Raw genomic sequence first — 21,783 nt, 5'->3', positions numbered from 1 at the left:
GGAACGGCACAGATGAGAGCAGTGTTTTACGGTCGGTTCACGGCGGGGGGAGGGGTGCGGGAACTCCGACACAGCCCCGAAACACGGTGCCCGGGACGGAAATGTCGGGCCCGGTCCGGTGCACCTCTCCGGGCACCCTGCTGGGTGCACCTTGCTGGGTGCACCTTGCTGGGGGGGTACACGTCGCCGCAGGCACGCGTGACCGTCAGTAGACGTCACGGACGTAGCGGTGCTCGGCGGACATGCGGGCGACGAACTCCCCGGCCTCATCCTCGCCCATCCCGCCCTGTTCGGCGATGATGCGGCGCAGGGTCCTGTCGACGTCCCGTGCCATCCGCGCGGCGTCCCCGCAGACGTAGACGTGGGCGCCGCGGTCGATCCACTCCCACAGGTCACGGCCCTGGTCCCGCATCCTGTCCTGGACGTAGACCTTCTCCGCCTGGTCCCGGGAGAACGCGGTCGACAACCTGGTCAGCGTACCGTCACGGTTCATCGTGGTGAACTCGTCCCGGTAGAGGAAGTCCGTGGCCTCGTGGCGTTCCCCGTAGAACAGCCAGTTCTTCCCGGTGGCACCCGAGCCGCGGCGTTCGTGGAGGAAGCCGCGGAACGGGGCGACACCGGTACCTGGACCGATCATGATCATCGGCGCGTCGGGACGCTCCGGTGGACAGAACCTGCGGTTCGGCGAAATGAACAGACGGACCGGGTCACCGGGTGAGAGTCCGGCAAGCCACCCGGAGCACACGCCGCGGCGGTAGCCGCCGGTGGAGGTGAACCCGACGGTCGACACGGTGACCTCCACCTTGCCCGGGTCCGTCAACGGTGACGAGGAGATGGAGTAGAGCCGGGGGCGCAGGGCCGGCAGCGCTTCCAGCCACTCTGCGTCACCGGCCGTGACGGGGAAGGACGCCAGGACGTCGCAGAGCTGACGTCCGTGGGAGAACGTCCGGAGTGCCTGCGCGTCACCGGCCAGAGCCCCCAGCCCGGCAGCGGGACAGTGTCTGTCGATCAACCTCAGTGCCTGTGGTGACACCGAGGTGATGTCCAGTTCGCCGGTGAGTGACTCCACCAGGTCCGGGGTCGGGGTCATGCCGGTACGGGCGAGGAACTCCGCGACGACGGAAGGGTCGTTGCGCGGCCAGATCCCGAGGGCGTCCCCGACACTGTAGGTGAGTGTTCCAGGTGGCAGGTCGAAGGTGTACCTGCGGACCTCCCGCCCGGTCTCCTCCAGTGTCCCTGCGGTCAGTCTCGTTGACGCGCTCAACCTGGTGGTCAGCGGGTTCCTCCTGGACCACTGTCCTGTGCCGGCGGGCGTGGCCGCACCGGTGGCCCGGGGACCGGTGGAGGTCACCGCCCCGGCGTCCCCGCCCAGGGCCCCGATGACCCGGGCCACCCACTCTGACGCTGTGGTCTCGAAATCCGGTTCGCAGGACGCCCTCGGCACTGTCGCCTCTGCGCCGAGCTCGGCGAGCCGCGTGTCGAGGCGTCGGGCGAAGCCGCAGAAATCGGCGTAGGAGGAGTCACCGAAACCGAGGACGGAGTACCGGGTGGACGACAGGTCATGGTCAGCGGAGGTGAGCAGGTCCCACAGGGCGGTGGCGTTGTCGGGGGCCTCGCCGTCACCGGTGGAGGAGACGATGAACAGGACAGTTCCGGCGAGGTCACGGACACCGACCGACTCCGCGCAGCGTGCCCGCGCCGGGATCCCCGCCGCGGACAGTGCGGAGACCACCGCGGGGACATGGTCCTCGACGGTCCCGGTCTGGGAGGCCCACACCACCGTCACAGCTCCGTCATCCGCTTCGCCGTCCTGCCCGGACCTGGCACCGGGTTCCGTGGCGTCCTGCCTGCCCCCGCCCGGTGCCGGGGCAGTCTCGATGACCTTCACCGACACGGCGCAGGCCTTGAACGCCGGCTGGAGGGACTCCGGGTCCACGGCGTCACTGGTCACCGTGTTGACCGGGGTGTCCCGGTAGTGCATCGGGATGAAGAGGGTCCCCGGGGCGGTGTCGTCGGAGACCAGCGCCCGGGCGGACACCTTCCCCCTGCGAGAGGTGACCTCCACCAGATCCCCGTCGCAGATACCTGCCGAGACGGCGTCGACATTGCTGACCTGCACAAAACTGGAGGGGTTGAGCTTCATGAGCTTCGACACCCTCCCGGTCTTGGTCATCGTGTGCCACTGGTGAGGGAGCCGCCCGGTGGTCAGTATGAAGGGGAAGTCGGCGTCCGGCTCCTCGTGCAGGGGAAGGAAGGGACGGGGGATGAACCGCGCCCGCCGGTCCGGGGTGGGGAAGGCCAGCCGGGGGACCCTGCCGTCGGGGGTGACGTGGAGGCGCTGGCTGACACCGTTGTTGAGGTAACGCACCGGATTACGGGGACCGCACCCCGGTGCGGCGGGCCACTGCACCGGCCCGTCGGACAGGCGGCGGTGGTCCACGCCCCGCAGATCCCACCCGGTACGGGGATTGTGGAACTTCCTGATCTCGTCGAACACCTCCGCGGCGCAGGAGAAGTCGAAACCGGGGAACCCCATCTCACGTGCGACACGGCAGATCAGCTCCCAGTCCGCGAGAGCCTCCCCAGGGGGGTCGGCCACCGGCCGGGTCAGGGTCAGGCCCCGTTCGGAGTTGACCATCACCCCGGGGGTCTCCGACCACATCGCCGCGGGCAGGACCGCATCGGCGTGTGCGGCCGTCTCCGTTCCGGCGTAGGCGTCCTGGACGACAACGTAGTCGGCGGCGTCGAGGGCGGCGGTGACGCGGTCGCGGTTGGCCACCGACGCGGCAGGGTTGGTGCAGATCACCCATACCGCCCTGACGTCGCCACTGTCCAGGGCACGGAACAGGTCGACGGTCCCGCCCCCCAGCCTGGTGTGCAGGGTGCCCGGCGGCAGCTGCCAGATCCTCTCCACCTCGGCACGGTCCCCGGGGTCGAGGACTGTCCGCTGGCCCGGCAGACCGGGGCCCATGTACCCCATTTCCCGACCACCCATGGCGTTGGGTTGCCCGGTCAGGGAGAAGGGCCCGGCACCGGTACGGCAGATCGCCCCGGTCGCCAGATGGAGGTTGCACAGGGCGGTGGTGTGCCAGGTGCCGTGGACGGACTGGTTGAGCCCCATGGTCCACAGGCTCACGAACTTCCGGGTCCCGCCGATCCAGGACGCCGCGGTCCGCAGATCCTCGACGGGCACCCCGGTGATCTCCGAGACGGTGTCCGCCGGATAGTCGGCCAGGATCCCGGCCATGTCCTCCCACCCGTCGGTGAACTCGTCGATGAAGGCCCGGTCGGTGTCCCCGGCGTCCACGACCAGTCTGAGCAGGCCGTTGAGCAGGGCCATGTCCGTGCCGGGGCGCACGGCCAGGTGGAGGTCGGCCTTCTTTGCCGTGGCGGTACGGCGGGGGTCCACGACGATGAGTTTCGCCCCCTGTCTGACCCTGTCCATGAGTCTCAGGAAAAGGACGGGGTGACAGTCCGCCATGTTCGCGCCTGCGACGAGGAACACGTCGGCGTGGTCGATGTCGTCGTAGGAGCCGGGAGGCCCGTCGGCACCGAGTGACTGTTTGTATCCGGTGGCGGCGCTGGCCATGCACAGCCGCGAGTTGGACTCGATGAGGTTGGTGCGGAAGTGACCTTTGGCCAGCTTGTTGGCGAGGTACTGGGCCTCGGTGGACATCTGTCCGGACACGTAGAGGGCCACGGCGTCGTCACCGTGGGCGCATCTGATGTCGGTGAAACGGGCGGCGATCTCCGAGACGGCCTCGTCGGTGCTGACCGGTCGACCGTGCAGGAGGGCCGTGGTCTGCCTGCCGCCGGCGCGCAGCAGATCCGCGGTGGTGGTTCCCTTGGTGCACAACCTGCCGTGGTTGGCGGGATGGTCCGGTGTGCCCCGTGAGGTGAGGACGCCGTGCGCGTCGATGTCGAGGGTCAGTCCGCAGCCGACCCCGCAGTATCCGCAGACGGTGTCCACTGTTCTGGTTGCGCTCATGTACCCGGACGCTAAGTCGCCGGTGTTGCGGTGCGGTCTGGTCCGGGTTACCGGGACGGGAAAAGGATCTCACTGCCCCACGGTGTCCGGCGAGAGGCGCCGCACCCGGAGACCGGCGCCGGTGTGCGGAGGTCGACATCTGTGCCGCACCCGGGTGTCAAGCCCAGGAAACACTGTCCTACCTGCGGTGAAGTTCCTGTTTCCGAGTTTCCTGCGGTGTCGGTGACTGCCTATACCTGGAAATCGTCATCAGAAACCGTCATCATCTCCCTCTCAGACAGGAGTCTCCCGTGGCTGTGTCATCCCGAGTCCCGCCCAGTACCGCCGACAGCACCCGTGCCAGTGCCCGTGCCAGTGCCCGTGCCACTGCCCGTGCCACTATCCGGCCCGGTGCCGGAGGCACGTCCCGACCGGACCTCGAGGTCTCCGGGGGACGGTGGATCACCGACTGGCGTCCCGAGGACCCCGACTTCTGGAACGGGCCGGGGCGTCCCACCGCCAGACAGAACCTCATCTGGTCCGTGTTCTGCGAGTTCCTCGGTTTCGCGGTGTGGCAGATGTGGTCGGTCACCGTCATCTTCCTTCCCCGGGCAGGCATCGACCTGACATCGTCCCAGCAGTTCTGGCTGGTGTCCCTGCCGCCGCTCATCGGCGCGGCCGCCAGGATCCCCTACAGTTTCACCGTCCCGGTGTTCGGCGGGAGGAACTGGACAGTCATCTCCGCCCTGCTCCTGCTCATTCCCACGGTGTCCACGACACTGGCGTTGGCGGCGGGCAACCCTCCGGTCTGGCTGCTTTTCGTCATCGCCGCCACGGCGGGACTCGGGGGAGGTAACTTCGCCAGCTCCATGTCGAACATCACCTTCTTCTACCCGAAGTCGGAGAAGGGGCAGGCTCTCGGCATCAACGCCGCCGGAGGCAATCTCGGTGTCGCCGTCGCGCAGCTCGTCATCCCGGTCGCTGTCTCGGTCTTCGCGTTCGGGACCTTCGACCCCAACCTTCCGATGGCCGGGCTGATCTGGATTCCACTGATCCTCGTGGCGGCCTGGGGTGCCCACCGGTACATGCACAACATCGCCGACGCCAGGAACGACATCCGCGGGTCCCTCTCGGCGTTGAAGGAGAAGCACCTGTGGATCATCTCCTTCCTCTACGTCGGTGCCTTCGGATCCTTCATGGGCTTCGGTTCGGTGTTCCCCACCCTGATCAAGAACCAGTTCCCCGACTTCTCCTCCTTCACGGTCCTCGGAGCCAGTCTGACCCTGGCCTTCCTCGGGCCGCTGGTCGGATCCCTGTCCCGGCCCTACGGGGGAAGGCTCGCCGACCGGGTGGGCGGGGCGAAGGTCAGCATCGTCGTATTTCTGTGCATGGCCCTGGTCACCACGGTGATGGTGCTCACCCTCGACAGCATCAGCTTCGCCGTGTACCTGGTGCTCTTCCTGGTCCTGTTCACCCTCACCGGACTGGCCAACGGGTCCGTCTACCGGATGATCCCCACAGTCTTCGAGCTGTCCGTACCCGCCGACGATCCGGTCGGCCATGAACGCAAGAGTGCGGCGGCCCTGGGGTACATCGGTGCGGTCGGTGGTTTCGGGGGCTTCGTCATCCCGCAGGTGCTGAACCTGTCCAAGAACGCGACGGGCAGTTTCAGCACCGCGTTCTGGGTGTTCGCCGCGGCCTACCTGGTGATGGCGGGCGTCACCTGGGCGGTGTACCACCGGCCCGGGACCCGATTCGCCGCGGAGAATGCCTGACCGGTCTCACCGGGTGAGCAGCAGTTCCGCGGCGGCGGTGAGTTCGTCCCGTACCGCGGCAAGATCCCGGTCCGTGGCCGTGTCGAGGAGGGTCATGATCGTCTGGTGGGCCCGGCCCCGGTGGGCACGGTCCTCGTCGTCCCAGTCACCGGACAGGTGTGCGGTGATCAGATGGGCGTCGTCGTCGAGCACGAGCGCGGCGTCCGTGGTCGAGTCCGCCGCAGCTGTCGTCGCGTCGATGTAGTCCGAGACGATTCCACGCAGTTCGGGGGGGCAGTGGGGCAGACGGTGTGGTCATGCACCCCAGTCTTACGTCGGTGCCCGGGGGCGTGCAACCGGTGGGACACACTCCTCTCCGCAGTCGGAGCAGGCCCACGGGCACGCAGACCGCAGCGCCGGCAGGGCGCCGCCGGCTATCCGCCGATGGCGCTCATCGTCCGCTCCGGTTGCACGTATCCGGGATCGTCCAGCGTCACCCCGTCGGATCCGTAGGCCCGTGGCTTCAGCCGCATGGCGCCCGCCCACACCTCGGCGATCTCCCGGTCAGAGGCACCGGAGCGCATGACCGACAGCAGGTCGGTCTCCTGTCTGGAGAACAGGCAGCTGCGCACCCGGCCGTCGGCGGTGACACGGGTACGTGAACATGACGCGCAGAAGGACTCTGTTACCGAGGCGATGACGCCGACCTTGCCGAGGACCGGGGTGTCCTGCCCGGCGGTGGTCTTCTCCCGAACCTCCCACAGCTGGGCGGGTGCCGATCCCCGGGGTGCAGGATCGGGGGTCAGGTCGAACCGCTCCGACAGCCTTCCACGCACCTCGGCACCGGAGACGAGGTTGCGGCGGGCCCAGTTGTGGTCCGCGTCCAGGGGCATCTGTTCGATGAACCTCAGCTGGTAGCCGCGCTCGAGACACCAGGCGAGCAGGTCGGCGGCGCCGGTGTCGTTGACCCCCCGCATGAGCACGGCATTGACCTTCACCGGGTCGAGGCCCGCAGCCTTGGCCGCCGCCAGACCCCGGATGACCTGGGGGAGACGGTCGCGCCGGGTCACCCGGGCGAAGACCTCCCTGTCGACCGTGTCGAGGGAGACGTTGACCCGGGTCAGTCCGGCGGCGACGAGTTCGTCGACGCGCTTGTCGAGGTTGATGCCGTTGGTGGTGAGGGACACCGGAACATCGGGGTGCAGTGAGCGGAAACCGGCGATGATGTCGGCCAGGTCGCGGCGGACCAGCGGTTCTCCGCCGGTGAAGCGGACGTCGCGGACGCCGAACACCCGGACGCCGATGTCGGCGATCCTCACGGCCTCGTCGGCGGTGAGCAGGGCGTCCTTCTTCAACCAGGCCATGCCCTCTGCGGGCATGCAGTAGGTGCAGCGCAGGTTGCACTTGTCGATCAGGGAGATCCGGAGATCGTCGGCGACCCGTCCCCACCGGTCGGACAGTTGCCGGGCCGGCGCGCCGGCCGCCGGCGGGACAGGGGTCGGGAGAACTGTGGTCACGGGGAAGTCACTCTCCCTTCTCTGGCGGGCACCGGTGGTGCACGGCCGTGGTCTCCGGTTGCGCCGAACGGTCGTCAGGCGTCTCCGTCCGCTGGTCAGAGGGTCTGAACGGCGGGTCCGACAGGTACTCGTCCCGTTCTGCGGATACAGTAGGCCACTGTAACCCCCGGCCGCGAAAGCGACAACGGGAGCGAATTTTCCAGTCAGTTTCCCGAGAAGACATCCGGAGGGCCACCCATGCTCAGATCCGTCACGTTCAGATCCGCTCACCTGCCGCGAACCGTCGCTGTCGTCGTCGCACTGTGCGCCGCTGTCGTCCTGCTGCTGTCAGGCTGTTCGAACTCGCAGCATGACAGCAGCGGCACGACCCCGGCGTCCGCGGCGCAGGACGGTCAGGAGGACGCCGCCGTCACCGTCTTCGCCGCTGCGTCACTGAAGAACGTCGGCGACGAACTCGCCGCCGCCTTCGTCGCCGACGGGCACCCCGGAGCCCGGATCACCTGGAACTACGCCGGATCGTCCAAGCTGGTGCAGCAGATCGGGCAGGGCGCGGAAGCCGACCTGTTCATCAGTGCCGACGAGGAGAACATGGCGGAGGCCCGGAAGCTCGACGAGTTCCGGGACGCCGACCCGGTCGTCGTCGCCACCAACCGGCTGGTGCTGGCCACCGCTCCCGGGAACCCCGGTTCACTCACTTCGCTCGACGACCTGAAGACGGACCGTGAGCTGCGCATCGCCCTGTGCGCCGACGGGGTGCCCTGCGGCACGCTGGCGCACCGCTACCTCGACTCCGCCGGGGTGAGCCTGGAGTCACCTACGGAAGAGGCCAATGTCTCCGACGTGTCCACGAAAGTCTCGGCAGGGGACGTCGACGCCGGGTTCATCTACTCTACCGACGCCCAGGCAATGCAGAAGAACCTCCGTCCGGACCAGGGGAAGGTCGAGACCTTCGACATCCCCGGAATCGAGGACAACCGTTACCCGGCGGCCCTGACCACCGGGGGCGCGCAGAACCGGACCGCGCAGGAATTCCTCGACTGGTTGAAGACCGACCGCGCCCGCAGCATTCTCGCCGGCTACGGTTTCGGCGCCGCGTAGCGACGGGACCGTGTCACGGCGATGAAGGACAACCGTTCCGGTGACGGGCCCCGGGCTGCGACAGCGGTGCCCGCGGCTCTCGTCGTCGTGGCGTTCGTCGCGGTCCTGTTCCTGCTCGGGCCGCTGGTCGCACTCCTGCTGAACATTCCGTGGGACCGCGCGGTGGAACTGGTCACCGGTGCCGGGGCAGTGGAGGCTTTCGGACTGTCGCTGACGACTGCGGCGGTGTCGACCGTCCTGTGTATCGTCCTCGGACTTCCGTTGAGTCTGTGGCTTGTCGAGCTGATCCGCCGGCGTCCCCGATTCGGCGACGCGGTGACCCTGGTCGTCTACGCGCCACTGGTCCTGTCACCGGTGGTGTCGGGGCTGTCGCTGGTGTTTCTGTGGGGACGGCACGGTCTGATCGGAGAATGGCTGGACACGGTCGCCGGCGTCCGGGTCGCCTTCACCCCGCTCGCGGTCATCGTCGTGCAGGTTTTCGTCTCCCTTCCCTTCTTCGTCTCCACCACGGTCACCTCGTTGCGGGCTGTTCCCGCTGTCGTGCAGGAGGCCGCACGTGTCGACGGCGCTTCGCGTTGGCAGGTCCTCGGCCGGATCACGGTACCGTTGGCGGGCCCGGGGATCGCGGCAGGCACCGTCCTGGGGTTCGCCAGGGCCCTGTCCGAGTACGGCGCAACCCTCACCTTCGCGGGTAACGTCGCAGGGGAGACCAGGACGATCCCCCTTCTCATCGAACTCGGTCTGAGTTCCAACGACATGGACCAGGCCCTGGGCGCCTGCATCCTGCTTCTCGGCATCTATGTGCTGGTTGTCGGCGGGATCGCCACGACCACCCTGCTGGGACGGAGACGCTGAGACCATGGAGAAAGGCTGCACCAGAACCACGCGTGAACATGTGGACGCCGTCCGCGCACTGCTCGACCCCGCGAGGTTGACGCCGGTGGTGGACATGCCTGTCGCGTCAGCCGTCGGACTGCCGCTCGCCGCGGACGTCCCCGCCACGGAGGACTCGCCCCGGTTCGACAACTCCCAGATGGACGGCTACGCCCTCGGGACGGCGCATCTGGGCGGGGGGAGTTTCGGTGTGGGGCCGACCGTTGCGGCGGGGGCGGACCCGGGCCTGGTCGTCCCCGCCGGGGTGGAGGACGCCGTGGTGCCTGTGATGACCGGTGCGAAACTTCCCGCCGGCACTGCCGCGGTGGTGCCGGTGGAGGACTGCGTCCCCGGAGAGTTCGGCGTGGGGACCGTGACGGTACCGCCGACGGTGGGGGGCAGGTTCATCCGGCCCCGCGGATCGGACATCGCCGCCGGGTCGGTGCTGCTGCGGGCCGGTCATGTCGTCAACGCCCGCACCGTCGGGGTGTGCGCGGCGCAGGGGATCACCCGTCTGCCGGTGCGCAGGCCCGCCCGGGTCCTCATCTGCACCGGTGGTGACGAGGTCGGCGACGGAGGGGGTGCGGGATCCGGCGTGGCGATGATCAGGGACGCCAACGGTCCGATGCTCGAGGCCTTGTGTGCCCGCCACCGGATCACGGTCGCCGGACATGTGCGCACCACCGATGATCCGGTGGCCTTCGGCGTCCTGCTGCGGGCGGCGGTCCGCCGTCACGGGCCTGACCTGGTCGTCACCAGCGGGGGGATCAGTCACGGGCGGTTCGAGGTGGTGCGGCAGCTGCTCTCCGACGGGCCGGACGCCTGGTTCGGGCATGTCGCCCAGCAGCCGGGAGGCCCGCAGGGTCTGGCGTCCTTCGACGGCACCCCGGTGGTGTGTCTGCCGGGCAACCCGGTCTCCACCGCCGTGAGTTTCCGCCTCTTCGTCGCCCCGGTGTGCGGGGTGGCCCCGGAGGCCGCGACCGCGGTCCTGGACGCCCCGGTGTCAGGGCTTCCGGAGCGGGACTGCTACCACAGGGCGGTCCGCACGGTCGTCGACGGCGTGGTGCGGGTCCGGCCGGTGGGAGGGGCCGGATCCCACCTGCTGGCACAGTCGGTGGCCGCGGACTGTCTCCTGCACGTGCCGGCGGGCCCGCCTCCGCGACCCGGTGACGTGGTCACCGTTCTCGGACTGTGACCCTGCCGCCAGCCGGTGTGCGTGGGCCGGTGTGCCCGGCCGGAATGTAGCGTGTAGCCCATGCTCCTGACCCAGCTCGCATACTTCGAGGCGCTGGCCCGCGAACGGCATTTCGGCCGGGCGGCGGCGTCCTGCTACGTCACGACGTCGACACTGTCCGAGGCCGTCCGGAAACTCGAGGCAGAGGTCGGTACTCCGCTGGTGAACCGGAGCCGCTCGTCGTTCCAGGGTCTGACCCAGGAGGGCGAACTCGTCCTCGGCTACGCCCGCCGGATCACCGCGGACCAGCGACATCTGGAGGAGGATCTGGCAGCGGCCCGCGGTCAGCTTGTCACAGTTCTGCGGGTGGGGGTCGTCCCGGCCGGCTCGGGGTGGGCCGCCGAGGTGCTCGCCAGACTCGGCCGGCGACACCCGGGTGTCCGGTTCGACATCCGGTCCGGGGTCCGCAGTGAGGAGATCATCGAGGACCTCAGGTCCCACCAGCTGGATGCAGGAATCATCCACACAGCCCCCGGAGGGGTGCGGGGCCTGCACGTCACCGCCCTGGGCACGGTGCGATTCTCCGTGGTGGGCACCGGACACGCGTTTCAGCGTGAGTTCGGGCAGGTGCCGTCCCGCATCACCGGCAGTGAACTCTCCCGTCTGCCGGTCGCTCTGCTGTCGCCCCGGATGCTCGCCCGTGAGGAGTTCGACCGGGCCGTGCAGGACAGTGGGGTGACGGTGACGCCGGTGGTCGACGCGGACTCCGTCGGGTCACTGCTGTCATGTGCCGCGACGGGGCAGTGGTTCTCCGTCGTGCCCGAGGGTGACGGGCAGGGGGACGGACTGTGCCTGGTCCCGTTGGTCGACCCCGAGGTCCGTCTCGGCACAGCCGTAGCCAGGCTGGACACCAGGCCGGTCCCGGGTATCGCCACCGCCGTGGACCTGGCGGCGGAGGAGACCGGCGACGCTGTGGCGTCCGACCCCTGTTCACATCCCCCGGTGGGGTGAGGGTACGGTCACTGGGCGTGAACCATGACGTTTCAACCGGTACAGCACAGACCGAGAAGCCGTCCTCCCCGGACGGTGCGATGAACACGGCGGCAGACGCCGCGATCCGGAAGAAATCCGGACTGTTCGCTGACGACCCCCTGCGCTACGGCGTCCGGGCGGTACTCGCAGGAGCGTACCTCACACTCGGGACCGCCTTCGCGGTCGTCGCCGGAGACGCGGTCAACGACGTGGCACCGGGACTCGGCCCCGTGGTGTTCGGGATGTGTTTCTTCATCGGTCTGGCGATGATCCTCCAGGTGGGGGCGGAACTGGCGACCGGGACGATGATGTTCATGGTGTTCGGCGCGGTCCGCGGGCACCTGAGCTGGGGGCGTGCCGTCAGCATCATCATGTGGACGGTCGTGCTCAACCTGGTCGGCGCCGTACTGGTCGCCGTGATCCTCGGACAGTCCGGGAAAATGGGCGGGCTGGGGGCGGACCATCTGCTGGCGACCCTCTCGGACGGGAAACTGCACAAGGGACCGTGGGGCGTCCTCTCAGAGGGGATCCTGGCGAACTGCCTGGTGAACGTGGCCATCCTCGGTGGCCTGACAATGAAGGACTACGCCGGGAAGTTCCTCTTCATCCAGTTCGTCATCGGCGCATTCGTCGTGCTGGGACTCGAGCACGTCATCGCCAACTTCTCCCTGTTCACTCTGTCCCTGTTCTGCCTCGGGGACGGCTTCGCCTCAGGCGCCGACGTCCTGCCATCGTTGACCTGGTCGAATGTGCTGGACAACTGGGGGATGGCATTGCTGGGCAACTTCATCGGCGGCGGACTGATCATCGGCGGACTCTACTCGTGGCTCAACCACGGCTCGTCGCAGGGGGCACGGCTCTACCGGGACTGAGCCGGGACACCCGGTGCTCACAGCCGGAGGAACTGCACCTCGGCACCGGCTGCAAGCCCGGACGCCGGGACGACGAGCAGGACATCCCCGGTCGCGTACCCGGTGAGCATGTGCGAGTGCGCCCCGGCGACAGGTGAACAGACTCCGTCGGCTCCGATCCGGGCGGGGACCAGCCTGATCCGGTCCCGGTTCAGCGGGGGCAGCTCCACGGCACAGACCCCGGTCGACAGGGCGGCCGGGGCGAACAGGGTGGACGGGGTGACGGCGTCCCGGCCCTCCGGCGTGCCGGCGCCCGGGACCCCCGCACCAGCTGTTCCCGTCCCGTCCGCAGTCCCCTCCTCAAACCCCTCCGTACCAGCGGCGATGAATGCTGCAACCGCGGGTGCGACGAAGGAGTGCAGGGCCACATGGGCGGCGAAAGGATTCCCGGGAGCGCCGACGATCAGCTGGGAGCCCCGTCGAGCGAGCAGCGTCGGGTGCCCCGGCCGGCACCGGACCTCGGTGGACAGGATCTGCCCGTCCGCCCCCGCGTCCCTGACCGACCGGGTGATGAAACGTCGTGCGAAATCCTGGCCGGAATGCCCGGACCCCCCGGTCACCACGACAATGTCGGCATCCAGGGTCGACGGACGGCGCAGCAGGTACTCCACCGCCACCGGGTCGTCGGCGACGGACTCGGTCGTCACCGCTCCCGACCCCCAGGACCGCAGCAGGGCGGGGAATGACACGGAGAAGGCGTCACGCACCTCACCCGGCCCCGGGACCCCTGAATGCACCACCTCGTTACCGGTGAAGGCACAGACCACCTGCGGTCCACGTGTGACCTCCACTGTGTCGACACCGGCGGTGCACAGCATCGCGACATGTCGGGCGGTGAGCCTCGTGCCCGGTTCCACGAGCAGTGACCCCGCGGAACGTTCCTGACCGGCGGGCCGGATGTCCCGGCCCGGTTCCGGTTGCGCGGCATGGAGGATCCTGCCGTCGCAGGTGACCTCGGCGTCCTCGGAACGGACCACCGCCTCCGCCCCGTCGGGGAGCAGAGAACCGGTGAGCACCGGGAGAGCCTCACCGGGGCCCAGGGTTCCGCCGGCGCGGTGGATGTTCCGCCCCGCGGGCCCCTCCACCGGTGCGGCGAGCAGCCTCCACGGTCCGGCACCTCGGACGGCGTACCCGTCCATCGCCGAGGACGTGTAGTGGGGGACGTCAGTGGGGGAGAGCACGGGGGACGCGACGGTCCTGCCGACAGCCTCATCCACCCCGACCGTGGCGGTACCGCGCCGGCCGTGTGACAGGACCGCGGACACCACCGCGTCCCGCGCGTCGAACCAGGTCAGAATTCTGTCCGGTGACTCCGTCACGACCTACCCTTCCTTTCCGGGCGTGTGCCCGCGCGTGCGGCGGTGCGTGAATCCGTGCTCCAGGGCGTCTTCCCAGGTGTCGACATCTGCGACGGTCGCGGCAGACATCCGGATGACCGGGAGGTCGAGTGCCCTGATGATCCGCATGACAGGGGCATCGACGAGGTTCCCGGAGCACGCTGCCCTCAACTGCCCGGCCGGTGCCCGGAAGATCAGCGGCTGGAGGTGCCCGTCCGCCGACACCACCCCGGGCCCGGTGAGGCCCGCCACCACCGCCTCCGGGCGGGCCAGGTCGGCGGGCAGGACAATGAGGGGGACCCGCAGCCCGGCGTCGTCGGCCGCGCGCCCGGTGACAGCCGACAATCGTGCCGACCGGGCATACCGGCCCAGAGAGGCTCGCAAAAAGTACGCTGAAAGTTGTTGCTGGGGGGGGGGGAGATGGGCTCCGCCGCTGACTCGCGAGCCCGAGCACGCGCCCCCCGCCGCGATTCCCGCCGCCGGCCCCGCCAACGGCGGATCCTCACGCAACAGGGTCACGTCCGCCGGCAGCGGTACGGGCCCGGAGACGACGATGCGTCCACGGCAGCTTGTGCAGGCGTCGAGGACGCGGTCGATCAACCTGCGGCCCGTGGCGTCCTCGAGAAGGGGCTTGACGGGGACCGGGGCGGGGGCGGAGGCCCGGAGGCGTTCACCGGTGCCGCCGGCGACGATCACTGCGAACACGGGGACCTACCCTCCGGCGAAAGGTGGAAGGACATCGACTCTGGCAACTTTACCCAGGTCGACGGACGCCGCGGCGTCACGGGTGACCGTCCGCCCGTCGACGAGGAAACTGCACCGTTCGAAGATCTGTCCGAGCGTCATCCCGCCGGCAGTCGCACCGGTGTGCGTTGCCCCGAGGATGTCCAGCAGCTCCGCCAGTGTGGCCGGCACAGCGGCCCCGTCGAGTACCTCCCGTGCGACCCCCCGGGCGGCCCGGGCGGCGGCGAAGTAACGGATCTCAACCATGGTCGTCCAGTGTAGGCGGGACGCCGGAGTTCCGTGGGGCCGGTACCCCGCAGATCATGCCCCTGTGCAGCTCACCGGCATGGGTGGCGGGTGGACCGGTCGACCCGCCTCCACGTGTTCCGGAGCCGGTGGCGACCGCGTAGTCTCGACTGACATGGCAGACCCGACGGCAGACCTTTCCCTCAGTGACGTCACTTCCGGAGAGCCCGGCAGGCCCGGAGTGCCCGGCGGCACGGCCGTCCCCCGGACCGTCTCCGCGACCCCTGACGACCGGGGGACCGGTGGTCTCACCCACGTCCGTGAGGACGGTTCCGCCCACATGGTGGATGTCACCGGCAAGAACGAGACCAGCCGGACCGCCGTGGCCACCGGCAGGGTCCGTACCCGACCGGACGTCCTCGACATGGTCTTCGCCGACGGCAGTGAAGGACTGCCCAAAGGTGACGCCCTTCCCGTCGCCCGCGTCGCCGGGATCATGGGTGCGAAGAAGACCCCGGAGATCATCCCCCTGTGTCACCCACTGCCACTGGGGAAGATCACCGTCGACTTCCGGAGGGAGGACGCCGCCACCCACGGTGCCGACGCGGTCCGCATCCGGGCGTCAGTGAAGACCCGCGGGGTCACCGGAGTGGAGATGGAGGCGCTCACCGCGGTGACCACAGCCGCACTCACCGTCTACGACATGATCAAGGCCGTGGACAGGCACGGCGTCATCGACGATGTCCGGGTGCTGGCGAAGTCCGGGGGAAAGTCCGGGTCCTGGGATGTCCGTGATGCTCCGGCTGACGGGCCGACCGGCGGTCCGGTCAGCGGTCCGGTCAGCGGCCCCCACGGGGAGGGCGCATGACCACCGCCCTCGTCATCGTCGCCTCCACCCGTGCAGCCGCCGGAGAATACACCGACCGCACCGGTCCGGTGCTGGTCGAGTGGCTGCGGGGCCGGGGCCTGACGACCCCGGACCCGGTCGTCGTCGCCGACCGGGACATCCCCGGCTTCCTCGGCGACCTCTTCGCCGGTGACCCACCCACGGTCATCCTCACCACCGGCGGTACGGGCATCAGCCCCGGCGACCGCACGGTCGCCGCAGTGAAGCCCCACCTCACCCACGAGCTTCCCGGACTCCCGGCCGCAGTCTGGCGTCGGGGGCAGGACGCCGGCGTCCCCACCGCCCTGCTGTCCGGCGGGGTCGCCGGAGTAGTCGGCCGGTCCTTCGTCATGACCCTGCCGGGTTCCACCGGCGGTGTGGCGGACGGCGTCGCCGTGCTCGACCCGGTGCTCAGCCACCTCATCGACCAGCTGGAAGGAGAAGGCGACCATGAGTGACCGCAGCAGTACAACCGGCCCTGACCCCGCCTACGTCGCAGAACAGACCGGTGTCGTCGTCCACACCGCCGTCTGCGGTTCACCGCTGGAGGACCGTATCGCCTCAGCCAGGGAAGTGACGGGCACCCCGGCCATGGGTGCCGTCGTCACCTTCGAGGGAACAGTCCGCGACCACGACAACGGCTCTGGGGTCACACGGCTCAACTACACCCACCACCCGACCGCGCCCGAGGTGCTCGCACGCATCGCGGCCGAGACCGTCGACGAGTTCCCCGAGATCCGGCTGTGGGCGGAGCACCGTACCGGGACACTGGACATCGGGGACCTGGCCTTCCTGGTCGTCGTCGCGGCAGCCCACCGCGGCCCCGCCTTCGAAGCTCTGGCGTCCTTCACCTCCAGGGTGAAATCGCAGGTGCCGATCTGGAAGGAACAGGAACACACCGACGGCTCCACCGGATGGGTGGGACTGTGATGCAGGACCGCACCCCGGGAACCCCGGTGGACGTCCCCAGGTTCCGACGCCAGATCTCTCTCGCAGGGTTCGGTATGGAAGCCCAGGAGAAACTCGCCGCCTCACGGGTCGCGGTGATCGGTGCGGGAGGACTGGGCTCGCCGGCCCTGCTGTACCTCGCCGCCGCCGGTGTCGGTGCACTCACCGTCATCGACGACGACACCGTCGAACTGAGCAACCTTCACCGCCAGGTCATCCACACCGACGCCGCGGTCGGGTACCGCAAGGCCCGTTCGGCGCGCCGGGAGATCCTCGCCCGCAACCCCGGCGTGCAGGTCGACGTCGTCGAGGACAGGCTCACCGTCGGCAATGCCGTGGAACTGCTCCGTGACGCCGATGTCGTCGTCGACGGCACGGACAATTTCGCGGCACGGTACGCAGCATCACACGCCTGCGCCGTCCACGGGACCGCCCACGTCTGGGCATCGATCCTCGGTTTCGACGCCCAGCTCTCCGTGTTCGGCGTCCCCGGGGCGGACGGCACCGCCGGCCCGGTGTACGAGGACGTCTTCCCGTCCCCGCCGCCGGCCGGCACCGTACCTTCCTGCTCGACTGCAGGTGTCCTCGGCCCGGTCGTCGGGGTCGTCGGCACAGCCATGGCACTGGAGGCGGTGAAGGTCCTGACGGGGGTGGGGACGCCACTGTCGGGGCAGATCGGCTACTTCGACGGGCTGTCGGGCAGGTGGGAGTACATTCCCGTGTCCGCGGACCCTGCGGTGGCACAACGCGTGAAGGACGCGCCGACGCCTGTCCCCGGGGAGTTCGCGGCGGAGCCGTCGGAGGGTGCGGAACCCGACGGCAGGGACCGGCCCGGCCGGCCCGGTCAGTCCGGTGTGGCAGGCCTGCCCGACCTGGACGGTGCAGTGCTCATGGATGTCCGGGAACCTGACGAGTACACGGCAGTCCACATCCCCGGTGCGGTGAACGTCCCCCTGTCCGTGCTGCGGACGGGAACGGCCGCTGCGGGCGACGAGGTCACCGCACTTGCCCGTGAGGCACGCGAGTCCGGGCGTCCTCTCGTCGTCTACTGCGCATCCGGTGTGCGCTCGGCACGTGCCGTCGAACTCCTCGCCGGTGGCGGTATCACCGCGGTCAGTTACCCCGGAGGTATCGAAGCCTGGCTCGCACAGCGCTATGCCGGCGTCCGCGATCACGCGGGGGCGTAGCACCCCAGAGCACCGGAGAAGAGAACACTGGAACAGCGCCGAAAAAGGAGAAAAGGTGAACACACTGAACTATGCGGACATCGCCTTCGACAACTACGTGAGAGCCAGGCAGAGGGCGAGAGGTGTGGAGAACAGGGTCGACGTCTCCGGGGTAGCCGGGTGTGAGCTTGACCCGCGGGACGCGAAGCTGATCAGACAGGCCCGGACATTCTTCATGGGCACGGTGACCGGCAGTGGCTGGCCCTATGTCCAGCACAAGGGAGGGCCTGCCGGTTTCGTGAAAGTTGAGACAGCGGAGGGAAGGTCGAGGATCCTGTTCCCGGACTTCGCCGGCAACCGTCAGTTCGTCACTGCGGGAAACCTGGACAGGGATGGTCGGGTCTGTCTTCTCTTCGTGGATTTCACCACCCGGTCCCGGGTCAAGGTGTTCGGATGTGCGCGCAGCACAGGCGTGGACGAAGACGCAGCACTCGTCGAACGGCTCCGGGATCTGGGGGACCGCCGCATCTCTTCGGCAGTCGAACGCGCGGTCATTGTTGACGTTGTGGCCTCCGACTCCAACTGCGCGAAGCAGATCCTGCCCCGATGGACCCGCGAGGAGATAGAGGAGAGAATCGACCTGTACCGGGCGGACATAACCGACAGAGACCAGCGAATCAGGCAGCTGGAACAGGAGGTAGAAGACCTGCGGGCGCAGGTGGAACTGTCACGCTCCGGACGGTGACGACAGGTCACCGCTGTAGAGGTTGAAACGGTCGTCCCTGGTGAAACCGGTGAGCAGCAGCCCGGACTCCCGGGCCATGCTCACAGCCAGGGATGTCGCCGCGGAGACTGCGACCAGTCCGGAGAATCCGGCCAGCACCGCTTTCTGCACCAGTTCGAAGGACGCCCGCGAACTCATGACGAGGTACACGGGGGTGTCCGGGTCACCGTCCGGGCCGAGTCCGGAGTTGACGGCACGTCGCCGCACCTCACCGGGCAGACGGTCCTCCAGCAGCAGAGCGCCGATCACCTTGTCGGCGGCGTTGTGGCGTCCGACATCCTCCCGGATGACCAGCGGCCGCCCGTCCGCCGTGAAGGCACCGGCCGCGTGGATCCCACCTGTCCTGCGGAAGGTCTTCTGCCCGGACGTCAGCAGCCGTGGCATGGCCACGATGAGCTCGGCGGTGGGGTGGACCGGGGTGAGCGTGTACCGCTTCTCCTTCATGAGGTCATCGATGGTCGTCGTGCCGCACACCCCGCACGCGGAGTTCGTGACCAGGTTGCGGACGGGCAGTACACGGCCGCCGCGCGGGACGGTGACCCCGCCGACCGGCAGAGAAGGGCAGGACGCCCCGACCGCGGCCGGAACTGCCCGCACACCTGTGTCCGCGGTCCCCGACCCTGAGACGCCCGATCCCGGGACACCTACGTCGGCGACGCTCACGCCGTCGCCGTCACTCAGCGTCACGTCGAGGGTGTTGTAGGTGTTCTCGCCCATCGGCCCCACTGCACCGGCGCAGTAGCGCGCCTCCGTGATGTCCGACCGTCCGGTGATCACGCCCTCGGCGTGCAGTAGACCGTGGACCAGTTCGATGTCATTGCCCGGTGTCCTCATCGTGGTGGTGAGGTCGGTACCGTCGACCCGGATCTGCAGGGGCTCCTCGACAGCAAGGGTGTCTGCCCGGGTGTCCACCGAGATCTCCCCGGCGTGCAGCCGGACTTTCGTGACCCGTGCGTTCTCCGTCAACCTGCCCATGTGGGTGCAGCGTACTCCCGGTCCCTACTTCTCGTCTGCCGGCATCGGGGGCATGTCCCCGGCGCGCCGGCCCGTCGGTTCGAGGTGGATCGGCATGGACTTGGACACCGGTGTGTTCGAGCCGACGGCGGAGTGGTCGAGGGGGATCAGAACGTTGGTCTCCGGGAAGTAGGTGGTGCAACCGCCCCGGGAGTGGTCGTACTCGACCACCCGGAAATCCGGGGCGCGTCGTTCCCCGTCCGACCATTCAGAGACGAGGTCGACCATGTCCCCGTCGCGGACGCCCAGCTCCCGGCAGTCTTCCGGGTTGACGAGCACAACTCGGCGTCCTCCCCGGATACCCCGGTAGCGGTCGTCCATGCCGTAGATGGTCGAGTTGTACTGGTCGTGGGTCCGGACCGTGTTCATCATGAGCTCGCCCGGCTTGAGTTCCACAGGGCTGATCTCGTTGACGGTGAGGTGGGCCTTGCCGTCGGGGGTGGTGAACCGGCGTTCGCGGGGCCCGTTGGGAAGGTAGAAACCTCCGGGATGCAGGATCTTCTCGTTGAAGTTCCCGAAGCCGGGAATGGTGTTGGCGATGTGGTCGCGCAGGACGCCGTAGTCGTCGATCATCGGCTGCCAGAAATCATCGCCGAAAGTCTCCCTGCCGATGGAGCAGAGGATGTCGACCTCACTCTTCAGGTCGGAGTTCCGGTGGGCACGGCGCTTGCCGGTGGAGGCGTGGACCTTGCCCGCGGAATCCTCGACGGTGACGGACTGCCGGCCCGACTTCTGCATGTCCAGGTCGGTACGAGCCCGGACCGGGAGAATCAGCGAGCGGCGGCCGGGCCAGGCGTGGGAACCGTTGGGTTTGGTCGACAGGTGGACCGTCAGCTCATTGGACTCCATGCCCCGTTCCAGGACGGAGGTGTCCGAGGCGACGCGGACGAGGTTGCCACCCAGGGAGAGGAAGAACTTCACCTTGCCGTCCCGCATGGCCTGCAGGGAGGCGACGGTGTCATAGCCGTGCTCACGGGGGACGTCGAACCCGAACTCACGTTCCAGGGCGGAGAGGAAACTCTCCGGCATCTTCTCCCAGACACCCATGGTGCGGTCGCCCTGGACGTTGGAGTGTCCGCGCAGTGGGGCGGTGCCGCAGCCGGGCTTGCCGATTCGACCGGTGAGCAGGAGGGTGTTGGTCATCTCCCGGATGGTCGCGACCGCGTTCTTGTGCTGGGTGGCACCGAGGGTCCAGGTGATGATGGTGGTGGGTGCCGCTTCGATGCGGTCGACGGTGGCGAGGACCTGTTCACGGGGAATTCCGTGTGCCGCGGCGAGTTCGTCGTCGTCCAGGGAGAGGAGGTGGTCGCGAAGTTCCTCGAAGCCGGTGGTGAAGGTCTCGATGAACCAGTGGTCGATTGCCCGGTCGCGTCTGACCAGTTCCTTGTTGATGGCCAGGAACAGGGCGCGGTCACCGTCGAGCCGGACCTGGAGGTAGTCGTCGGCGAGCTTCTGCTTGGCTCCGAGGTAGGTCTTCACGGCCTGCGGTTCGCGGAAGGCCATGAGACCGGCCTCGGGCATGGGGTTGACGGCGACGATCTTGCCGCCGTTCTCCTTGCACCGGGAGTATGCGGTCAGTGCACGGGGGTGGTTGGTCCCGGGATTCTGTCCCACGGAGATGAGCAGATCGGTGGTGTGGAAGTCGTCGATGGTCACCGACCCCTTGCCCAGGCCGAGGGTGGCTGACAGGGCGGTGCCGGTGGACTCGTGGCACATGTTCGAGCAGTCCGGGAGGTTGTTGGTGCCGAGGCGTCGTGCCAGCAGCTGGACTGCGTAGGCCGATTCGTTGACCGCCTTGCCGGAGGTGTAGAAGACCGCCTCGTCCGGTTCGATGGAACGCAGTTCGTCCGCGATGATGCGGAAGGCGTCCTCCCAGCTCACGGGCCTGTAGTGTCCGTCTCCGGAGTCGCGGTCGTAGAGCAGGGGGAGGGTGATCCGGCCCTGTCGGCCCAGCCAGTGGTCCGTCTTCTCGCGGAGTTCCTCGACGGTGTACCTGGCCCAGAAGTCCGCTCCCGCGGTGACGGGGGTGGTCTCCTCGGCGACGGCTTTCGCACCGTTCTCGCAGAATTCGACGATGTTGAGGTCGTGCTGGTCCGGTTCCGGCCACGCGCAGCCGGGGCAGTCGAACCCCTTGTGCTTGTTCATGGTCAGCAGTGAGGGCAGGGCGCGGTTCGGCACCGCGTACTGCATGGCGTGGAGAACCGCGGGGATGCCGGTGGCGACATGCTCGTTCTCGCTGACCCGCGGGTGGTCGAATCGGTTGGCCACCGGATTGACCTGGTCGGTGACCGGTGGGAGTCCCTGCACATTCGTCATGTCGCCGATGGTAGTCGGAGGTGTGACCTGCGTCATG

19 protein-coding genes are annotated in these 21,783 nt (G+C 68.6%); 11 read left to right on the top strand and 8 right to left on the bottom strand.

Going from position 1 to position 21,783, the window contains the following annotated elements; genetic code table 11:
* Positions 1 to 205: 205 nt before the first annotated feature.
* The gene (locus tag BN3906_RS03720) at positions 206 to 3,988 is read right to left on the bottom strand and encodes a bifunctional nitrate reductase/sulfite reductase flavoprotein subunit alpha (RefSeq protein WP_066584258.1); all 3,783 of its coding nucleotides are present in this window, start codon (positions 3,986 to 3,988) and stop codon (positions 206 to 208) included.
* A 290-nt stretch (positions 3,989 to 4,278) separates the two neighbouring features.
* On the opposite strand from BN3906_RS03720, the gene BN3906_RS03715 reads away from it, so the two are divergent.
* Positions 4,279 to 5,742 (top strand): MFS transporter, encoded by a 1,464-nt coding sequence (locus BN3906_RS03715; RefSeq protein WP_261796820.1) that lies wholly within the window; start codon positions 4,279 to 4,281, stop codon positions 5,740 to 5,742.
* 6 nt (positions 5,743 to 5,748) lie between these two features.
* On the opposite strand, the gene BN3906_RS03710 is transcribed toward BN3906_RS03715, so the two are convergent.
* Positions 5,749 to 5,934: a hypothetical protein gene (locus BN3906_RS03710; RefSeq protein ID WP_261796819.1), complete on the bottom strand. Its 186-nt coding sequence runs from the start codon at positions 5,932 to 5,934 to the stop codon at positions 5,749 to 5,751.
* A gap of 221 nt (positions 5,935 to 6,155) precedes the next feature.
* Positions 6,156 to 7,238 carry a GTP 3',8-cyclase MoaA gene (gene moaA / locus BN3906_RS03705; RefSeq protein ID WP_066584252.1) on the bottom strand — a complete coding sequence of 361 codons (1,083 nt, stop codon included), beginning with the start codon at positions 7,236 to 7,238 and terminating at the stop codon, positions 6,156 to 6,158.
* 237 nt (positions 7,239 to 7,475) lie between these two features.
* On the opposite strand from moaA, the gene modA reads away from it, so the two are divergent.
* The 5 genes from modA to BN3906_RS03680 all read left to right on the top strand — a co-directional run bounded on the left by modA (position 7,476) and on the right by BN3906_RS03680 (position 12,287).
* Positions 7,476 to 8,336 (top strand): molybdate ABC transporter substrate-binding protein, encoded by an 861-nt coding sequence (gene modA, locus BN3906_RS03700; RefSeq protein WP_066584249.1) that lies wholly within the window; start codon positions 7,476 to 7,478, stop codon positions 8,334 to 8,336.
* 21 nt (positions 8,337 to 8,357) lie between these two features.
* Positions 8,358 to 9,191 (top strand): molybdate ABC transporter permease subunit, encoded by an 834-nt coding sequence (locus BN3906_RS03695; RefSeq protein ID WP_066584243.1) that lies wholly within the window; start codon positions 8,358 to 8,360, stop codon positions 9,189 to 9,191.
* Positions 9,192 to 9,195: 4 nt separating this feature from the next.
* A complete protein-coding gene (locus BN3906_RS03690; RefSeq protein WP_066584240.1) occupies positions 9,196 to 10,404 on the top strand; it encodes a molybdopterin molybdotransferase MoeA in 1,209 nt (402 codons plus the stop codon).
* Positions 10,405 to 10,464: 60 nt separating this feature from the next.
* A complete protein-coding gene (locus BN3906_RS03685; protein ID WP_066584236.1) occupies positions 10,465 to 11,394 on the top strand; it encodes a LysR family transcriptional regulator in 930 nt (309 codons plus the stop codon).
* 80 nt (positions 11,395 to 11,474) lie between these two features.
* A complete protein-coding gene (locus BN3906_RS03680; protein ID WP_066586006.1) occupies positions 11,475 to 12,287 on the top strand; it encodes a formate/nitrite transporter family protein in 813 nt (270 codons plus the stop codon).
* Positions 12,288 to 12,304: 17 nt separating this feature from the next.
* On the opposite strand, the gene BN3906_RS03675 is transcribed toward BN3906_RS03680, so the two are convergent.
* Genes BN3906_RS03675 through BN3906_RS03665 form a run of 3 tightly spaced genes read right to left on the bottom strand, consistent with a single transcriptional unit; the run spans position 12,305 to position 14,653 of the window.
* Positions 12,305 to 13,645 carry a molybdopterin molybdotransferase MoeA gene (locus tag BN3906_RS03675; RefSeq protein ID WP_227871184.1) on the bottom strand — a complete coding sequence of 447 codons (1,341 nt, stop codon included), beginning with the start codon at positions 13,643 to 13,645 and terminating at the stop codon, positions 12,305 to 12,307.
* A 3-nt stretch (positions 13,646 to 13,648) separates the two neighbouring features.
* Entirely contained in the window at positions 13,649 to 14,368 is a 720-nt protein-coding gene (locus BN3906_RS14000) for an NTP transferase domain-containing protein (RefSeq protein WP_078057082.1), read from the bottom strand.
* 6 nt (positions 14,369 to 14,374) lie between these two features.
* The gene (locus BN3906_RS03665; RefSeq protein ID WP_066584224.1) at positions 14,375 to 14,653 is read right to left on the bottom strand and encodes a MoaD/ThiS family protein; all 279 of its coding nucleotides are present in this window, start codon (positions 14,651 to 14,653) and stop codon (positions 14,375 to 14,377) included.
* Positions 14,654 to 14,972: 319 nt separating this feature from the next.
* On the opposite strand from BN3906_RS03665, the gene moaC reads away from it, so the two are divergent.
* Genes moaC through BN3906_RS03640 form a run of 5 tightly spaced genes read left to right on the top strand, consistent with a single transcriptional unit; the run spans position 14,973 to position 18,377 of the window.
* The gene (gene moaC / locus BN3906_RS03660; protein WP_261796877.1) at positions 14,973 to 15,500 is read left to right on the top strand and encodes a cyclic pyranopterin monophosphate synthase MoaC; all 528 of its coding nucleotides are present in this window, start codon (positions 14,973 to 14,975) and stop codon (positions 15,498 to 15,500) included.
* The gene (locus BN3906_RS03655; RefSeq protein WP_066584222.1) at positions 15,497 to 15,976 is read left to right on the top strand and encodes a MogA/MoaB family molybdenum cofactor biosynthesis protein; all 480 of its coding nucleotides are present in this window, start codon (positions 15,497 to 15,499) and stop codon (positions 15,974 to 15,976) included. Before moaC ends, BN3906_RS03655 begins: the two co-directional genes overlap by 4 nt.
* On the top strand, positions 15,969 to 16,448 hold the full coding sequence (locus BN3906_RS03650) for a molybdenum cofactor biosynthesis protein MoaE (protein WP_066584220.1): 480 nt from the start codon (positions 15,969 to 15,971) through the stop codon (positions 16,446 to 16,448). The genes BN3906_RS03655 and BN3906_RS03650 overlap by 8 nt, the downstream gene beginning before the upstream one ends.
* Positions 16,448 to 17,653 (top strand): ThiF family adenylyltransferase, encoded by a 1,206-nt coding sequence (locus BN3906_RS03645; RefSeq protein ID WP_066586000.1) that lies wholly within the window; start codon positions 16,448 to 16,450, stop codon positions 17,651 to 17,653. The genes BN3906_RS03650 and BN3906_RS03645 overlap by 1 nt, the downstream gene beginning before the upstream one ends.
* A gap of 55 nt (positions 17,654 to 17,708) precedes the next feature.
* A complete protein-coding gene (locus tag BN3906_RS03640; protein ID WP_066584217.1) occupies positions 17,709 to 18,377 on the top strand; it encodes a pyridoxamine 5'-phosphate oxidase family protein in 669 nt (222 codons plus the stop codon).
* Here the strand turns inward: BN3906_RS03640 and BN3906_RS03635 are convergent.
* Complete coding sequence (locus BN3906_RS03635; RefSeq protein ID WP_066584214.1) at positions 18,360 to 19,391, bottom strand: formate dehydrogenase accessory sulfurtransferase FdhD; 1,032 nt, start codon at positions 19,389 to 19,391, stop codon at positions 18,360 to 18,362. The two genes, BN3906_RS03640 and BN3906_RS03635, sit on opposite strands and share 18 nt — an antisense overlap.
* A 24-nt stretch (positions 19,392 to 19,415) precedes the next feature.
* Positions 19,416 to 21,746, bottom strand: coding sequence for an FdhF/YdeP family oxidoreductase (locus BN3906_RS03630; protein WP_066584212.1), 2,331 nt, complete (start codon positions 21,744 to 21,746; stop codon positions 19,416 to 19,418).
* Positions 21,747 to 21,783 lie beyond the last annotated feature (37 nt).

Source organism: Corynebacterium provencense, assembly GCA_900049755.1.
GTDB classification, from domain to species: domain Bacteria; phylum Actinomycetota; class Actinomycetes; order Mycobacteriales; family Mycobacteriaceae; genus Corynebacterium; species Corynebacterium neomassiliense.
Note: the sequence above shows the minus strand (reverse complement) of the source record. Positions and strands in the feature narration are given on the sequence as shown.

Coding starts and splice junctions, on each gene's coding strand:
- BN3906_RS03720 (WP_066584258.1), bottom strand. CDS start 3,988: ATGAGCGCAACCAGAACAGTGGACACCGTCTGCGGATACTGCGGGGTC.
- modA (WP_066584249.1), top strand. CDS start 7,476: ATGCTCAGATCCGTCACGTTCAGATCCGCTCACCTGCCGCGAACCGTC.
- BN3906_RS03695 (WP_066584243.1), top strand. CDS start 8,358: ATGAAGGACAACCGTTCCGGTGACGGGCCCCGGGCTGCGACAGCGGTG.
- BN3906_RS03690 (WP_066584240.1), top strand. CDS start 9,196: ATGGAGAAAGGCTGCACCAGAACCACGCGTGAACATGTGGACGCCGTC.
- BN3906_RS03685 (WP_066584236.1), top strand. CDS start 10,465: ATGCTCCTGACCCAGCTCGCATACTTCGAGGCGCTGGCCCGCGAACGG.
- BN3906_RS03680 (WP_066586006.1), top strand. CDS start 11,475: ATGAACACGGCGGCAGACGCCGCGATCCGGAAGAAATCCGGACTGTTC.
- BN3906_RS03665 (WP_066584224.1), bottom strand. CDS start 14,653: ATGGTTGAGATCCGTTACTTCGCCGCCGCCCGGGCCGCCCGGGGGGTC.
- moaC (WP_261796877.1), top strand. CDS start 14,973: ATGGTGGATGTCACCGGCAAGAACGAGACCAGCCGGACCGCCGTGGCC.
- BN3906_RS03655 (WP_066584222.1), top strand. CDS start 15,497: ATGACCACCGCCCTCGTCATCGTCGCCTCCACCCGTGCAGCCGCCGGA.
- BN3906_RS03650 (WP_066584220.1), top strand. CDS start 15,969: ATGAGTGACCGCAGCAGTACAACCGGCCCTGACCCCGCCTACGTCGCA.
- BN3906_RS03645 (WP_066586000.1), top strand. CDS start 16,448: ATGCAGGACCGCACCCCGGGAACCCCGGTGGACGTCCCCAGGTTCCGA.
- BN3906_RS03635 (WP_066584214.1), bottom strand. CDS start 19,391: ATGGGCAGGTTGACGGAGAACGCACGGGTCACGAAAGTCCGGCTGCAC.
- BN3906_RS03630 (WP_066584212.1), bottom strand. CDS start 21,746: ATGACGAATGTGCAGGGACTCCCACCGGTCACCGACCAGGTCAATCCG.